Origin of the sequence: Diaphorobacter sp. J5-51 (genome assembly GCF_001023515.1) — a bacterium.
Lineage (GTDB): Bacteria > Pseudomonadota > Gammaproteobacteria > Burkholderiales > Burkholderiaceae_C > Diaphorobacter > Diaphorobacter nitroreducens.
Genome location: NZ_JSYI01000054.1, coordinates 64,330 through 79,508, shown reverse-complemented (window position 1 = coordinate 79,508; position 15,179 = coordinate 64,330). Strand labels below are relative to the sequence as shown.

14 protein-coding genes are annotated in these 15,179 nt (G+C 69.6%); 2 read left to right on the top strand and 12 right to left on the bottom strand.

From position 1 onward, the window contains the following. The first annotated feature begins 215 nt into the window (after window positions 1-215). Window positions 216-1,196, top strand: coding sequence for a porin (locus OX89_RS07710; protein ID WP_047350169.1), 981 nt, complete (start codon window positions 216-218; stop codon window positions 1,194-1,196). A 7-nt stretch (window positions 1,197-1,203) separates the two neighbouring features. On the opposite strand, the gene OX89_RS07705 is transcribed toward OX89_RS07710, so the two are convergent. Next, window positions 1,204-2,490, bottom strand: coding sequence for a CaiB/BaiF CoA-transferase family protein (locus tag OX89_RS07705; protein WP_047350229.1), 1,287 nt, complete (start codon window positions 2,488-2,490; stop codon window positions 1,204-1,206). A 128-nt stretch (window positions 2,491-2,618) separates the two neighbouring features. Here OX89_RS07705 and OX89_RS07700 point away from each other — a divergent pair, with 128 nt between their 5' ends. Further along, window positions 2,619-3,533, top strand: coding sequence for a LysR substrate-binding domain-containing protein (locus OX89_RS07700; protein WP_041838923.1), 915 nt, complete (start codon window positions 2,619-2,621; stop codon window positions 3,531-3,533). Between the two features lie 76 nt (window positions 3,534-3,609). Here the strand turns inward: OX89_RS07700 and OX89_RS07695 are convergent, their stop codons facing one another. The 11 genes from OX89_RS07695 to OX89_RS07645 all read right to left on the bottom strand — a co-directional run bounded on the left by OX89_RS07695 (window position 3,610) and on the right by OX89_RS07645 (window position 15,001). Continuing rightward, a complete protein-coding gene (locus OX89_RS07695) occupies window positions 3,610-4,032 on the bottom strand; it encodes a PaaI family thioesterase (RefSeq protein ID WP_011803600.1) in 423 nt (140 codons plus the stop codon). Beyond that, entirely contained in the window at window positions 4,029-5,186 is a 1,158-nt protein-coding gene (locus tag OX89_RS07690) for an acyl-CoA dehydrogenase family protein (RefSeq protein ID WP_012655252.1), read from the bottom strand. Before OX89_RS07690 ends, OX89_RS07695 begins: the two co-directional genes overlap by 4 nt. Before the next feature lie 26 nt (window positions 5,187-5,212). Beyond that, the gene (locus tag OX89_RS07685; protein ID WP_047350168.1) at window positions 5,213-6,421 is read right to left on the bottom strand and encodes a thiolase; all 1,209 of its coding nucleotides are present in this window, start codon (window positions 6,419-6,421) and stop codon (window positions 5,213-5,215) included. Next, window positions 6,418-6,801 carry a Zn-ribbon domain-containing OB-fold protein gene (locus OX89_RS07680; protein WP_012655250.1) on the bottom strand — a complete coding sequence of 128 codons (384 nt, stop codon included), beginning with the start codon at window positions 6,799-6,801 and terminating at the stop codon, window positions 6,418-6,420. The genes OX89_RS07685 and OX89_RS07680 overlap by 4 nt, the downstream gene beginning before the upstream one ends. Window positions 6,802-6,896: 95 nt before the next feature. Continuing rightward, complete coding sequence (locus OX89_RS07675) at window positions 6,897-7,874, bottom strand: tripartite tricarboxylate transporter substrate binding protein (protein WP_047350167.1); 978 nt, start codon at window positions 7,872-7,874, stop codon at window positions 6,897-6,899. 17 nt (window positions 7,875-7,891) lie between these two features. After that, window positions 7,892-9,316 carry a class I adenylate-forming enzyme family protein gene (locus OX89_RS07670; protein WP_047350166.1) on the bottom strand — a complete coding sequence of 475 codons (1,425 nt, stop codon included), beginning with the start codon at window positions 9,314-9,316 and terminating at the stop codon, window positions 7,892-7,894. 1 nt (window position 9,317) lies between these two features. Beyond that, window positions 9,318-10,295, bottom strand: coding sequence for a tripartite tricarboxylate transporter substrate binding protein (locus OX89_RS07665; protein ID WP_047350165.1), 978 nt, complete (start codon window positions 10,293-10,295; stop codon window positions 9,318-9,320). A gap of 209 nt (window positions 10,296-10,504) precedes the next feature. After that, on the bottom strand, window positions 10,505-11,713 hold the full coding sequence (locus OX89_RS07660) for an acetyl-CoA C-acetyltransferase (RefSeq protein ID WP_047350164.1): 1,209 nt from the start codon (window positions 11,711-11,713) through the stop codon (window positions 10,505-10,507). Between the two features lie 66 nt (window positions 11,714-11,779). Further along, the gene (locus OX89_RS07655) at window positions 11,780-13,060 is read right to left on the bottom strand and encodes an acetyl-CoA hydrolase/transferase family protein (protein WP_369799264.1); all 1,281 of its coding nucleotides are present in this window, start codon (window positions 13,058-13,060) and stop codon (window positions 11,780-11,782) included. A 171-nt stretch (window positions 13,061-13,231) separates the two neighbouring features. Beyond that, complete coding sequence (locus OX89_RS07650) at window positions 13,232-14,029, bottom strand: enoyl-CoA hydratase/isomerase family protein (RefSeq protein WP_047350162.1); 798 nt, start codon at window positions 14,027-14,029, stop codon at window positions 13,232-13,234. Window positions 14,030-14,107: 78 nt separating this feature from the next. Further along, complete coding sequence (locus OX89_RS07645; RefSeq protein WP_047350161.1) at window positions 14,108-15,001, bottom strand: MaoC family dehydratase; 894 nt, start codon at window positions 14,999-15,001, stop codon at window positions 14,108-14,110. Window positions 15,002-15,179 lie beyond the last annotated feature (178 nt).

Sequence of the window (15,179 nt, the reverse complement as noted above, 5' to 3'; positions counted from 1 at the left end):
GCCCTTGGCGGCCTGTATGCGCCCTTTTGTTCGGGCAGGCCGCAGTCCCTGTGGCCACCTGGAATCCCGAACCGTCTGCCGGGCGCGTCATCGCGCTGGCCATTCCTACGATGGCCAGTTTCATTGCTCTCCCTGCTGCCTGCGGCAGCGCCACGCCCATGCCTTCCCCGCGAGGGAGCGGCAGGGCGTTTCATCACACAAGGAGTCTCCCCTGGATGCGCATGTCCCAATGCCTGCCTCTCAGTTTTGCCACCCTCGCCGCCCTCGCCCTGCCGGCCACCGCGCAGTCGCAAGTGACCATCAGCGGCTATCTGGACACCGGCGTCTTTCGTGACTACGACAAGACCCGCAAGCTGGGGACGATCCAGCGCAGCCATCTGGCGGTGGCCGGCACGGAAGACCTGGGCGGTGGCCTCAAGGCCAACTTCCGCCTGAGCACACGCTTCGAGCTGGACACGGGGCAATCCGAAGGGGCGGGCAGCAAGCCCTTCTGGCATGACGAATCCACCGTGGGCCTGCAAGGCGGCTGGGGCCAGTTGCGCCTGGGCCGCGCCCTCAGCGCGATGTGGAGCCAGGAATGGAAGTTCGACGCCTTCTCCAACTTCAACCGCATTGCCTCCACCGCCTGGCACATGGCCCACTACTACACGCCGACCGACCGCGCCAGCAACAACGGGGCCGCGGAATACGGGCGCATGACCAACGGCATCTACTACGACTCGCCCACCTGGGACGGCTTCTCGTTCAATGCCAGCGCCGCGACCGAGCGCACCCAGGCACCCGGCCGCGACGGGCGCGGCGGCTCGGTGGCACTGAACTACGACCAGGGCCCGGTGGCCGCCATGGTGGGCTACGAGCGCAACGGCAGCGGTGACAAGGACCTGTTCCTGGGCGGTCTCTACCGCCTGGGCGCCGCCACGCTGATGATGGCCTACGACCACAGCCGCGCGGGGAGCAGCCCCGATACGTCGCGCATGGTGTCGGTGGGCGGCAGCTACGCCCTGGGTGTCACCACGCTGCGCGCCAGCTATGGCCGCCAGCGGCTGAACGACGGGGTGACCCACCACATGGCGTCACTGGGGGCGGAGTACCACCTGTCCAAGCGCACCATGCTCTACGCGAGCCTGGGGCACCAGCGCTACGAACACAACCCCTCGCGCACGGCGTTCGGCGTGGGCGTGGCCCACGCCTTCTGACGCTGCCTCAGAGCACGCGCTGCGCGCGCAGCGCCTGCAGTTGCGCGGCATCCAGCCCCAGCCGCTCGCGCAGCACCTCGTCGGTGTGCTGACCCAGTGCGGGCGGGGCATAGCGCAGGGTGACGGGCGTATCGGACAAGCGCAGCGGGCTGGCGGTGGTCACCACGCGGTTGACCACTTCGCCGGCCGGCGGCTGGGCGCCGGGGTAGCGCTGCTGCTCCACGCGCAGTCCGCGTGCGCGCACCTGCGCATCGTCGAACGCCTGGCCGACGTGGTTGATCGGGCCGCAGGGCACGGCCTTGTCCTCCAACAGCGCGATCCAGGCGGCCGTGGGCCGCGTGCGCGTGAGGGCGGCCATCAGGGGGATCAGCGTCTCACGGTGGGTCACCCGGCCGGCGTTGGTGGCAAAGCGTTCGTCGCCGGCCCAGTCCGTGCCCGCCGCTTCGCAAAAGCGCGCGAACTGCCCATCGTTGCCGATGGCCAGCAGCATGTTGCCGTCCTGCGTGGGAAAGTCCTGGTAGGGCACGACGCTGGGGTGGGTGTTGCCCTGGCGCTTCGGAATGTTGCCGGCGTTGAGGAAGCCCGCACCCTGGTTGGCCAGCACCGCCATGGCCACGTCCAGCAACGCCATGTCGATGTGCTGGCCGCGTCCCGTGCGGTGGCGCGCCTCGAGCGCGCCCAGGATGGCCGTGGTGGCATACATGCCGGTGAACAGGTCGATCACGGCCACGCCCACGCGCATCGGGCCGCCGCCAGGCTCGCCATCGGCATGGCCGGTGATGCTCATCAGGCCGCTCATGGCCTGGATCAGCAGGTCGTAGCCGGCCCGTGGCGCATACGGCCCGGTGTGGCCGAAGCCGGTGACCGAGCAGTAGATCAGGCGCGGGTTCAGGGCCGACAGGCTTTCGTAGTCCAGCCCGTAGCGCTTGAGGCCGCCGGTCTTGAAGTTCTCCACCACCACATCGCTTTGCATGGCCAGCTCGCGGATCAGCCGCTGCCCCTCGGGCGTGGCCATGTCCACGGTGACGGAGCGCTTGTTGCGGTTGCAGGCGGCGAAGTAGCAGGCGTGTTCGCTCGGCTGGCCGTCGGCATCGGGAAAGAACGGCGGGCCCCAGTGGCGCGTGTCGTCGCCATCGCCGGGCTTCTCGATCTTGATCACGTCGGCGCCCATGTCGGCCAGGTTCTGGGTGCACCACGGGCCGGCCAGCACGCGCGATAGGTCGAGTACGCGCAGATGGCCGAGCGCGCCGGCGCGGCCTGCGCCTGGGGAAGAGGAAGAATCAGGGGCGGTCATGGACAGGCGGTGGTTGCCGAGCGGAAGGCGCATGGTACGGCCCGCCCCGGCGCCGCGGCTTTGCATTTGTGAAAGCTGGCGTTCACGCAGGGCCGCCATGGTATCCAGCGCTTTCTACAATGCCGGCCATGGCCATGCATTTCGATCTTGTGGATCTGCGCCTCATGGTGCACATCGCCGACGCCAACAGCATGACGCGCGGCGCGGAACTCTCCTTCATCTCCCTGCCGGCGGCCAGCACGCGCATCAAGAACCTGGAAGAAAGCATCGGCACCAAGCTGCTGTACCGCACCAGCCAGGGCGTGACGCTCACGCCGCCGGGCCAGGCCTTCGTGTCCCACGCGCGCATGGTGCTCGGGCAGATCGAACACCTGCGCGGCGACATGCAGGAATACGTGCGCGGCATCAAGGGCCATGTGCGCGTGTTCGCCAACACCACCTCTCTGGGCGAATTCCTGCCGCCGGTGCTGCGGCACTTCCTGCGCCGCAACCCCGACGTGAACATCGACCTGCGCGAGCGCCTGTCGCACGACATCGTGCGCGCCGTGACCGAGGGGCAGACCGACATCGGCATCGTCGCCGGCCTGGTGCGCACCGAGAATCTGGAGACCCTGCCCTACCGCCGCGACCGGCTGGTGTTGGTGGTCCCCAAGGGCCATGCCCTCGACGGCGAGATGCAGATCGACTTTGCCGACACGCTGGAGCTGGACTACGTGGGGCTGCACGAATCCAGCGCCATCCATGCCTTCCTGCGCCACGCCAGCGACCAGCTGCACCGCCCGATCAAGCTGCGCATCCAGGTCGGCAACTTCGAGACGGCCTGCCGCATGATCGAGGCCGGCGTGGGCGTGGGCGTGCTGCCCGAGTCCGCCGCCAGCCGCCATGCGCAGGCCATGGACATCGCCATCGTGCCGCTGTCGGACGCCTGGTCGGTGCGCGAGATGCAGATCTGCGTGCGCAGCATGGAGGCCCTGCCCAGCTTTGCGCAGGAACTGGTGGACCTGCTGGTGGCCGATGCGCAGGGGCGGCTGCAGCTGGAGTGACCGCCGGAGGGGCAGCGGCCCGTGCGATCTTTGAATGAAATTGGCCTCTAGCCCTTGCTAGACAAGCGCTAACAGCTCACTTTTTTGAATCAAGCGTGGTCGGCGCAAGCCAGTACTTGAAGGTGCCGTGTGCGGTGGCCACGAGCTGGCCGTCCTCGTCCAGCAGCTGGCCCGCGCAACTGCACAGGCTGCGCGTGGCATGCACCACCCAGCCTTCGGCCAGCAGCGCGCCGCGCCCCGGGCGGTGAAAGCGACTGCTCATCTCCACCGTCACCGCGGTCTGCGAGGGCGCCTCGGGCAGCTCGCCCGCGGCGCGCGACATCACGGAATCCAGCAGCGCCATGACCACGCCGCCATGCGCAGCGGGTAACTGGTTGAGCAGTTCCTCGCGCAGGTGCGGCAGGCGCACCTGCACCTTGCCCGGCGGCGCCGGCACCTGCGCGGCGCCGATCAGGCGCATGAAGGCGCTGCGGTCCACCAGCGGCGGAGCCCCGCTCATGCGGCGCGCGCCTCACGCACCATGTTGCGCGCGATGATGATCTGCTGGATCTGCGTCGTGCCCTCGTACAGGCGGAACAGGCGCACGTCGCGGTAAAAGCGCTCGATGCCGTACTCGGCCATGTAGCCTGCGCCGCCCAGGATCTGCACCGCGCGGTCGGCCACGCGGCCGCACATCTCGGTGGCAAACATCTTGGCGCACGAGGCCTCGGTGGAGACGTTGTGCCCGTCGTCGCGGCGGCGCGCGGCGTCGATGGTCATGCACTCGGCGGCGTACAGCTCGGCCTGGCTGTCGGCCAGCATGGCCTGCACCAGCTGGAAGTCGCAGATGGGCTGGCCGAACTGCTTGCGCTCCAGGGCATATGCGAGTGCGTCGCGCAGGATGCGCTGGGCCACGCCCACCGCCACCGCGGCGATGTGGATGCGGCCCTTTTCCAGCACCTTCATGGCGGTCTTGAAGCCGCGGCCCTCCTGCAGGCCGATGAGGTTGGCCGCCGGCACCTTGACGTTGTCGAAGATCACGTCGCAGGTGTGGGCGCCGCGCTGGCCCATCTTTTTGTCGTACTTGCCAAAGCTGATGCCGGGCGTCTTGGCGTCCACGATGAACGAGGACACGCCGCCCGCGCCCTTGTCGGCCGGGTTGGTGCGTGCCATGAGCGTGAACATGCCGGCGTGCGGCGCATTGGTGATGTAGCGCTTGGTGCCGTTGACGATGTAGTGGTCGCCGTCCTTGATGGCCGTGGTGCGCAGCGATGCGGCGTCCGATCCCGCCTCGGGTTCGGTCAGCGCGAACGAGGCGATGACCTCGCCGGTGGCCAGCTTGGGCAGCCACTGGGCCTGCTGCTCGGGCGTGCCATCCATCAGGATGCCCTGCGAGCCGATGCCCACGGTGGTGCCGATGATCGAGCGGAAGGCCGGCGCCGTCTGGCACAGCTCGAACAGTACGCGGCACTCCTCCTCCATCGTCAGCTCCAGGCCGCCGAACTTCTCGGGAATGGTCATGCCGAACAGGCCCAGCTCGCGCATCTCCTGCACGATGGACTCGGGGATTTCATCGGTCTCGGCCACTTCGTTCTCGGCCGGCACCAGGCGTTCTCGCACAAAGCGGCGCACGCTGTCGAGCAGGGCTTCCAGGATGTCTGGGTCGCGGATCATGAGGGTTCTTTCTTCGGTATGCGGGTTCAGAGGGTGTCGGCGGTGCCGAGCACGGCGGTGGACTGGCTGGACAGCGTGCCGCCGTTGCCATGCACCACGGCGGTGTCATGACGCGATAGCTGGCGCGCGCCCGCCTCGCCACGCAGCTGGCGCACGGCCTCGATCAGCGCAAAGATGCCGTACATGCCCGGGTGCACGCACGACAGGCCGCCGCCGTTGGTGTTCACGGCCAGGCGCCCGCCGGGCGCGATGCCGCCGTTCTGCACGAAGGCGCCGCCCTCGCCCTTGGCACAGAAGCCCAGGTCTTCCAGGAACAGCAGGGTGTTGATGGTGAAGGCGTCGTAGACCTGGGCCATGTCCATGTCTTTGGCCTGCAAACCCGCCATCGCGAAGGCCTGGGCGCCCGACTGCGCTGCCGCGGTGGTCGTCAGGTCGGGCATGCAGGAGATCTGGCGGTTCCAGATCGCCGTGGCATTGCCCAGCACATAGACGGGCGGATTGGGCAGGTCGCGCGCGCGCTCGGCGCGGGTGAGCACCAGGGCGCCGCCACCGTCCGTCACCAGGCAGCAGTCGCGCACGGTGAGCGGGCTGGCGATGGGCCGGGCCGCCAGCACATCCTCGATGGTGAGCGGGTCGCGCATGAACGCCTCGGGGTTCTGCTGCGCCCAGGCACGTGCGGCCACGGCCACCTCGGCCAGTTGTTCGCGCGTGGTGCCGAATTCGTGCATGTGGCGCGCGGCGGCCAGCGCATAGGCGGACACGGGCAGCACCGGCTCATACGGGAATTCGTACGGCTGCGGGTCCAGGAAGCGGCGTGCGGCCACGCTTTCCTTGCGCCCGAAGGTGGCCGAGCGCTGCGCGCTGCCGTAGCACACCAGCACGGCCTTGCACTGCCCGGCCTCCAGCGCGCGGATGGCGGGCAGCAGGTGGGCGATGAAGCTGGAGCCACCGATCATCGTGCCGTCCACATAGGTCGGGTTGATGCCGAGGTGTTCGATCACCGGCATGGTCCACATGCTGGCGTTCACACTGCAGGTGGCCAGGCCGTCGATGTCCTGCATGGTCAGCCCCGCGTCGGCCACGGCCGCGTGCGCCGCGCGCACCAGCAGCGTCATGTCGTCCATGCCCGGCGCCTCGCCGCAGCCGTAGGTGGCGGCGCCGACGATGGCTGCGCGGCCGCGCAGCGGCCGGTTCACGGCGGCGGCGTCCAGGGGGGATTGCGGAACGCGGCTCATGCGGCACCCCCTTGCGCTGCGGGCTGGAACAGCACCAGGCCGCGCCCGTCCTTCTGCGCCACGCGGGCCTGCACCCGCTGGCCGATGCGCACGTCTTCGGGCGCCACGCCCTCCACGCGGCTCATCATGCGCACGCCTTCATCCAGATCGATCAGCGCGACGTTGTAGTTGCCCCCCGCGTCCGCCTTGCGTGCGATGGTGGTGGCGGAATACACGGTGCCCAGGCCGCTGGCGCGCACCCAGCGCAGCGGGCTGGCGCCGCAATGCGGGCACAGCTCGCGCGGCGTGAATACGTGGTTCTTGCACTGCGGACAGTGCTGCAGGCAAAAGCGGCCGGCATCCAGCTCGGCCTGGTAGTGGGTCTGTGCGCTCAGGTGCATGGGATTCTTCGAGTCTTCGGAGTACGAGGCACAGCATGCCCCGGCCACCGCATCACTTCAATTCGACAATCTGAAAGGGCGTCTTCGCCGCGGCATCACCCCGGCGTGATCCCCGCCGTCTTGATGACCTTGGCCCACTTGTCCAGCTCGCCGCGCAGGCGCTGGCGCATCTGCTCCTGCGTGCCGGGATCGGCCTCGGCGCCGGCGTCCAGCAGGCGCTGGCGCACGGCGGGGTCTTTCATCGCGGTGTTGAAGTCGGCGTTGATCTTGTCCAGCACGGCCTGGGGCGTCTTGGCGGGCGCGAACAGCGCGGCCCACGAATACGCCTCATAGCCCGGCAGGCCCGATTCCACGCCCGTGGGCACGTCGGGCAGCATGGCCGAGCGCTGGCGGCTGGCCACGCCCAGCACCTTCACGCGGCCGCTCTTGATGTGCTGCAGCGCCGTGGGTGCGTCGCTGAACATGAGCTGCACCTGGCCGCCCAGCAGGTCGTTCATCGCGGGGGCGCTGCCCTTGTAGGGAATGTGCTGCAGCTTGGTCCCCGCCTCCATGTTGAACAGCTCGCCCGCCAGGTGCGTGCCGCCCCCGTTGCCCGACGAGCCATAGGCCAGCGGCGTGCCCTTCTTGGCCAGCGCGATCAGCTCCTGGATGGTGTTGGCCGGCACCGAGGGGTGCGCCACGATGAACACGGGGAACATGGCCGCGAAGCTGATGGGCGCGAAGTCCTTCTCGATGTCGTAGGGCAGCTTGCCCATCAACGAGGGGTTGACCGAGTGGTGGATGGCACCCACGAAGAGGCCGTAACCGTCGGGTGCCTCCTTGGCGGCGGCCGTGGCGCCCACCACGCCGCCCGCGCCGGCGCGGTTGTCGATGACGGTGGGCGTCTTCCAGATCTCGGACAGCCTGTGGCTGAAGACGCGGGCGGTGGTGTCCACCGGGCCGCCGGGCGGGAACGGCACGATGAAACGCACGGGCTTGCTGGGCCAGGGGTCGGCCGCGAGCGCCGCCAGCGGATGGGCGGCGGCAAGCAGGCTGCCGGCGATGAAGTTGCGGCGGGAGGGGGTGGAATGCATGGTGTGTCTCCTATCGTTCAGGTGGTCAGGCCCAAGGCCTGGTCTTTCAGGGTGCGCTTGAGCACCTTGCCATTGGTATTGGTGGGCAGTTCGCTCAGGGCGACGATGTGGGACGGGCGCTTGTAGGGCGCGAGCAGCTCGCGCAAATGGGACTGCATGGCATCGGCATCCAGCGCGGCGCCGGGGCGCAACTCCACAAAGGCCACGATCTCCTCGTTGCCGTCCTCCACCGTGCGGCCCACCACGGCCGAGCGCTGCACGCTGGGGTGGGTGTTGAGCGCGGTTTCCACCTCGGCGGGGTAGACGTTGAAGCCCGAGCGGATGATCATTTCCTTCAGACGCCCCACGACGAACAGCGCGCCGTCGGCATGCATCTCGCCCAGGTCGCCGCTGGCGTACCAGCCACCTTCGCGCATCACCGCGGCCGTGGCCGGGTCGGTCACACGCACCTCGGCCTCGGCCACGGCGTAGCCGGCACTGGTGTCGGGCCGCTGCTCGCCCAGGCGCGTGAGGTGCACCGAACCCGCGTATTCCGACAGGCCGTAGCCGTGGTGCAGCGCCTGGCCGAAGGCGGCCTCCACGCGCTGCTTGAGCGCCAGGTCGAGCGGGCCCGCCCCGGTGTAGAGGTAGCGCAGCGCCGGCGCCTCGGGCCGCTGGATGCCGCGCTCCTGCAGATGCGCCAGCAGGCGCGAGAACAGCGCGGGCGGCCCCTGTAGCTGCGACACGCCATGGTGGGCCAGCGCATCCAGCAGGTCGTCGGGATCGAACTGCGGGCGCATCACGAGCTGCGCACCGGCCAGCAGCGAGCTGAGCAGCGCCGTGCCCAGACCGAAGATGTGGGTCATGGGCACAAAGGCGTAGCTGCGGTCCTGCGGACCCAGCGCACGCGATGCCCCCGACACGCGCGCAAAGTGGATCAGCGCATCGTGCGTGAGCATCACGCCCTTGGGCTGGCCCGTGGTGCCCGAGGTGAAGATCAGCGAGGCGACCGTATCGCGCAGCGCACCTGCCTCGGGCTGCGCGTCCTGGAGAACCGCGCCGTGCTGCATGCCCGGCAGCGCGGAATCGACCGCCGCGAAGCGCTGGGCATGCGCGGCGGCGCTGCGCGATGCCGCAGCCGTGAAGAACACCACGCGCGCATCGGCCTTGTCGACGAAGGCGTCGATCTCGGCCGGTGCCATGCGTGCGTTCACGCCGCAGGACCAGGCGCCCACGCGGCTGCAGGCCAGGATCAGCGCAGCATGCTCGGGGCAGTTCTCGGCCACCACCAGCACGCGGTCGCCAGGGCGCACATCCAGGGCCCGCAGTTCGGCCTCGGCCGTGTCGGTGTGCGCGCCCAGGTCGGCAAAACTCAGGCTGCGGCCGTCCGGCAGATGAATGAAGGGCCGCGCGGGCGCCTCGGCCAGCCAGCGGTCCAGCAGGTGATGGATGCGCTCTGCCATCTCAATCCACGGTGATGCCCTGGGTCACCGTGGCCCACATGGCGCGCTCTTGTGCGCCGCGCTCGGCCAGCTTTTGCGGCGCGCCGGTCCACTCGTCGTAGCCCAGTTCCTTGTAGCGCTTCTTCAGGTCTGGCTGCTGCAGCGCGGCATTGACGGCCTTGTTGAGCCTGGCCACCAGCTCGGGCGACATGCCCTTGGGGCCATAGACGCCATACCAGCCGCCGACGTCAAAGCCCTTGAGGCCCTCGATGCCCGACTCGGCGAACGTGGGCACGTCGGGCAGCGAGGCATTGCGCTGCGGCGAGGTGACGGCAATGGCGCGTACCTTGCCGCTGTGGATGTAGGTGCTGGCCGTGCTGATGATGTCCAGCATCATGTTCAGTTGCCCGCCGATCACGTCCGTCATCGCCGGGGCGTTGCCCTTGTACGGGATGTGGTTCATGTCGATGCCGCTGCGCTTGGCAAACAGCAGCGCGCCCAGGTGGTTGGAGCCGCCCACGCCCGCCGAGCCGTAGGCCAGCTTGCCGGGGCTGGCCTTGGCGGCAGCCACCAGCTCGCGCACGCTCTTGTAGGGCTCGTTGTTGTTGACCACCAGCACGTTGTAGTAGCTCAGGATGGGCGCCACGGGCGTCAGATCCTTGGCCGGGTCGAACGGCATCTTGGTCATCACGTTGGGGCTGATGGTGATGGTGGGGCTGGCGGCAAACCACAGCGTCAGGCCATCGGGCTTGGCGCGCACCACCTCGCTGCCGGCAATGGTGGCGTTGGCACCGGTCTTGTTCTCCACCATGACCGGCATGCCCAGTTCCCTGGACAGCGCCGGCGCAAACAGGCGCGCGCCCTGGTCCACGGGGCCGCCCGCGGCATAGCCCACGATGAGGCGCACGGGCTGGCCGTCCTGCGCGGCGGCGGGCAGCGCAAGGGCAAAAGGCGCCAGCGCCAGGGCGGCCAGGGCGAGGCGGCGGGGGGATGCGGTCATGAAAATGTCTCCTGTCAGTCTTGGGGGGCCGGGGGCTGCGTTGCACGCGCGAACTGCCCCGGCGGAACGGCCACGCACCCGTGGTGCGGCGCGTGAGCAACGGCCGCGATGGTGCCCCCCGGCGGGCCTGGTGTGAATCTGCTTTTGCCGAAGCCGGGCTTCAGGCCTGCTTGGAGAGGGTTTTCCCGCAGGCCCCGCAGCTAGCGGATTTACACCCGCTCAAACACCGCCGCAATCCCCTGCCCACCGCCGATGCACATGGTCTCCAGGCCGTAGCGGCCCTTGCGGCGCTGCAGCTCGTGCAGCAGCGTGGCCAGGATGCGCACGCCGGTGGCGCCTATGGGGTGGCCCAGCGAGATGCCCGAGCCGTTGACGTTGAGCTTGTGCTCGATGGCGTCCTGGTCCTGCCAGCCCCAGCCCTTGAGCACCGACAGCACCTGGCAGGCGAAGGCCTCGTTGAGCTCCACCAGGTCCATGTCGTCGATCTTCAGGCCCAGGCGCGCCAGCAGCTTTTGCGTGGCCGGCACCGGGCCGATGCCCATGTGCGATGGCTCGCAGCCCGCGGCCGCCCAGCCCACCAGCGTGGCCATGGGCGTGAGGCCCAGCTCGGCCAGCTTGTCCTCGGCCACGATCAGGCAGGCAGCCGAGGCATCGTTTTGCTGGCTGGCGTTGCCAGCGGTGACGGTGCCGTTCGGCATCAGCACGCGCAGCTTGGCCAGGCTCTCGGGCGTGACGTCGGCGCGAAAGCCCTCATCGCGGGCAAACGTGACCTGCTCGCCCTTGCGCTGCGGCACCTGCACGGGAACGATTTCGTCGGCAAAGCGGCCCGCCTCCCAGGCGGCCGCCGCGCGCTGGTGGCTGCGCAGCGCGAAGGCATCGGCCTCCTCGCGCGTAATGCCATAGTCGCGCGCCAGGTTCTCCGCCGTCTCGATCATTCCGGAGATCTTGCCGAAGCGCTCCACCGGCTGCGAGCGCTCGCGCCCGCGGTCCAGGCGGTCGTAAAAGCGCACATTGCCCGAACGCGCGCCCCAGCGCATGTCGGTGCTGTAGTACTCGATGTTGCTCATGCTCTCGACGCCACCGGCAATCACCACGTCGGCGGCGCCGCTTTGCACCATCATCGCGGCGGTGACGATGGCCTGCAGGCCGCCGCCGCAGCGCCGGTCCAGCTGCATGCCGGGCACCGATACCGGCAGCCCTGCCTGCAGCGCGGCCCAGCGGCCTACGCAGGGCACCTCGCTGTTGGCGTACGACTGGGCCATGACCACGTCGTCGATGCGGGCGGGGTCGATGCCGCTTCTCTCAACCACGGCACGCACGGTGGTGGCGGCCAGCTCCTCGACGGGCACGGGCCGCAGGCTGCCGCCAAAGGTGCCGACGGGGGTGCGGACGGGGGTGACGATGGCGGCTCTGCGCATGGTGTTGCTCCTTGAAATATGAATGAAAATGGCCGCTAGCGCTTATCTGACATGCGCTAATAGCTATCAAATTTGAAATACCGCGCCACAGCGGCGCAGCGTGTCGTGGGCCTGGCGCTCCAGGTCGGCGCGGTGTTCGGGGGCGGCAATGTCGATCAGCCGGCGCACGCGGCGCGACAGCGTCTGGCCGCGCAGGTCGGCCACGCCATGCTCGGTGACGATCAGGCCCGCGTCGCTGCGCGGCGTGCTCACCGGGCCCGAGAGCTGCGCCACGATGCGCGTCTTGCCCTTGGCGGTGGCGGGCAGCGCCACGATGGGCAGGCCGCCTTTGCTGCGGGCGGCGCCGCGCAGGAAGTCCACCGCGCCGCCCACGGCGCCCACGTAGCAGCCGGCGGCCACCTCGGCGTTGATCTGGCCGGTGAGGTCCACCTCGATGGCCGCGTTGATGGCGGTGAGCTTGTGGCTGGCGGCCAGCACCTCTGGGTCGTGCGTGTAGTCGGTGCCGCGCAGCTCGATCTGTGGGTTGCGGTGCGCCCAGCGGCGTAGCTTCTCGCCGCCCATGAGGATGCCGCCAATGCCCACGCCGGTGTCCAGGCTCTTCCTGGCGTTGGTGAGCACGCCGGCCTCGGCCAGGGCCGCAATGCCGTCGCCCACCGCGCCGCTGTGCAGGCCCAGGTCGCGGTGGCCGTGCAGCGCGGCCAGCACGGCCTCGGGCAGGTTGCCGATGCCCAGCTGCAGCGTGGCGCCGTCTTCCACCCACCCCGCCACATGGCGCGCAATGGCCTGCTCCACCGGGCCGGGCGCGCTGCGGCTCTGGTCCAGCGGCGGGTGCTCGGCGTCGATGAGCAGCGCGAAGTCGCTGGCCTGCAGGTGCAGGCCGCCGTGCGTCCAGGGCACGTCGGGGTGCACCTCGGCAATCACCACGCGCGCGCGCTCGATGGCGGCGGGCAGGTATTCCTGCACCAGCCCCAGGCTGTAGCGGCCCAGCGCATCGGGCGGCGACACCTGCAGCAGCACCACGTCGGCCGGCAGCACCCCCGCGCGGATCAGGCCCGGCAGATGGGAATAGTGGCTGGGCAGGATGTCCAGCACGCCGGCCTGGGCCAGGGCGCGGTGCGGCCCGCCCGCGGCATAGCCGAAGAAATCGATGGCGTCGGCCTGCCCGGGCTGCAGCGTGTCCGACGCGCCGATGCCCACGAACACGCGCAGCCGCCCGCCCTGCGCCAGCGCGTGGCGCTGCTGCACCACGGCGCGTGTGAGCGTCAGCGGCTCGGCCGTGGCCTGGCCCCACCACAGCGTGTCGCCGGGGCGGATCAGTGCCTGCAAGCGTTCGGCCAATGCGCTCATATCAGTCATCCATGGCGCAGCGCGCCACCCGCAACCCATGAAACTGGCGCGACGGCACCGGTCCGATGGCCGCGGAGCAGGCCATGCCAGCGGACGCCGTGGAGCGGGCTTCGCCCGGCCACTGGCGTCGTCCCCCTGGGGGGATGGCGCCGCAGGCGACACAGGGGGGAGTCATTTCGATTTATCCCAGTCGAAGCGCATGGGCTGCTTGTCCTTGAAGCGCTGCACCGCCTCTTGGTGGTATGCCGAGCCGCGGCACACAGACTGCGCATAGGACTCCAGCTCGGCGATGGTGCGCGCGTCGCTCTCGAAGGACTGGTTCATGATGGTCTTGGCCATGCCGATGGCAGCGGTGGAGGCCTCGCCAAAGCGCCGTGCCAGCGCCAACGCGGCCTCGGTCAGCGCGGTGGCGTCGTCCACGATGTCGAACACCATGCCCAGTTGCTTGGCTTCCTCGGCATCGACGGTGCGCGCGGTGAAGACCAGCTCCTTGGCCTTTTGCTGGCCCACGATGCGCGGCAGCAGGTGCATCGCGCCCAGGTCGGGGATCAGGCCGATGCGGCCGAACACCGCGCAGAACTTGGCGCGGCGCGTGGCCAGCACGAAGTCGGCCGCCAGCGCCAGGCTCAGGCCCGCGCCGAAGGCCGGGCCGTCCACCGCGGCGATCACGGGCTTTTCCAGGTTCACGAGTTCGGGGAACCACTGGTGCAGCTCGCGCATGCCCTTGCGAAAGGCCAGGCCGGTGCGGCTGGTGTCCAGCATGGCCGAGATGTCGCCGCCCGAGCAGAACGCGCCGCCCGCGCCGGTGAGGATGACCGCGTGCACCTGCGCGTCGTCGCGCATCTGCGCGATGGCGGCGGCCAGGGCTGGGCGCATGGCCTGGTTGAGCGCGTTGCGTGCCTCGGGACGGTTCAGGGTGATGGTGCCGATGCCGTCCTGCACGGAGGTCAACACGGGGGGTGCGCTCATGGCGTGCTCCAGGGTTTTTGATTCAGAACGAGCTCCAGCGCTTACCTATGAAGCGCCGGCAGCTCACTTTTTGATAGCTCACGCCAGTTCGGCGAAGCCGTGGCTCAGCACCACCTTGTCGCGTTCGAGCACACGGGCGCGCAGCTGCACCTGCGTCGGTTGGCCGGGCACGCGCCAGATCTCGGTCACCAACGTCTCGCCCGGGTACACCGGGGCGGCAAAGCGGATGTCCAGCGCCTTGAGGCGCGCGGGATCGCCGCCACAGCACTGGCGCAGCAGCGCGTGCGCCACCAGGCCGTAACTGGCCAGCCCGTGCAGGATGGGGCGCTCGAAGCCTGCCTTGGCGGCCACGGCCGGGTCGGCGTGCAGCGGGTTGTAGTCGCCCATCAGGCGATAGAGCAGCGCCGCCTCGGGGCGGGTGGGCTGGGTGTCGGTGAAGTCGGGCGCGCGGTCCTGCGGCGTGGGCTGCAGCGCGGGCAGCGGTGCGTCGCTGGGCTGGCCGCCGCCCTGCTGGCTGTAGCCGCCATCCCCGCGCAGAAAGGTCACCTGCTGCACGGTGGCCAGCAGCTCGCCGGCGGCGGTTTCCAGGCGCCGCTCGGTCACCATGATGGCGCCCTTGCCCTCGCCCTTGTCGGTCAGGTGCGTGATGCGGTTGTGGCCCACGACCTCGCCGCTCGCGGGCAGCGGGCGGTGCAGGCGCATGCGCTGCTCGCCATGCAGAAGCTTGACCCAGTCGATGCCCGTGTCCGCCTCGCGCGCCCAGAAGCCCGGGTAGCCCAGCACCACGGCCTGCGACGGCAGAGCGCGCAGGCCGCCTTCCAGCCCCTCGTAGACGAAGGGCAGCGCGCTGGCGTTCAGCGGATCGTTGCCCAGCCCGAGGCTGAGCGCGTAGAGCATGGTGTCGCGCTCGGTGTACGTCTGGCGGATCACGCCAAAATCGCGCGCCTTCAGGTGGTGATAGTCAATGGCCATCTCAGTTGTCCATAAGGTTGTGTATTGCCAGCGCGCCATGCAACTGGCGCGTCCCCAGGCCAGCGGCCACCGCGCAAGGGCCTGGGCTGGCCGCNCCGCCCCGCCGCGCTGGTGGCGTCCCCCTTCCCGCAGCGCGCAGCGATGCGAGAGAAGGGGGAAGGCGCGCAGCGCCTCAGGG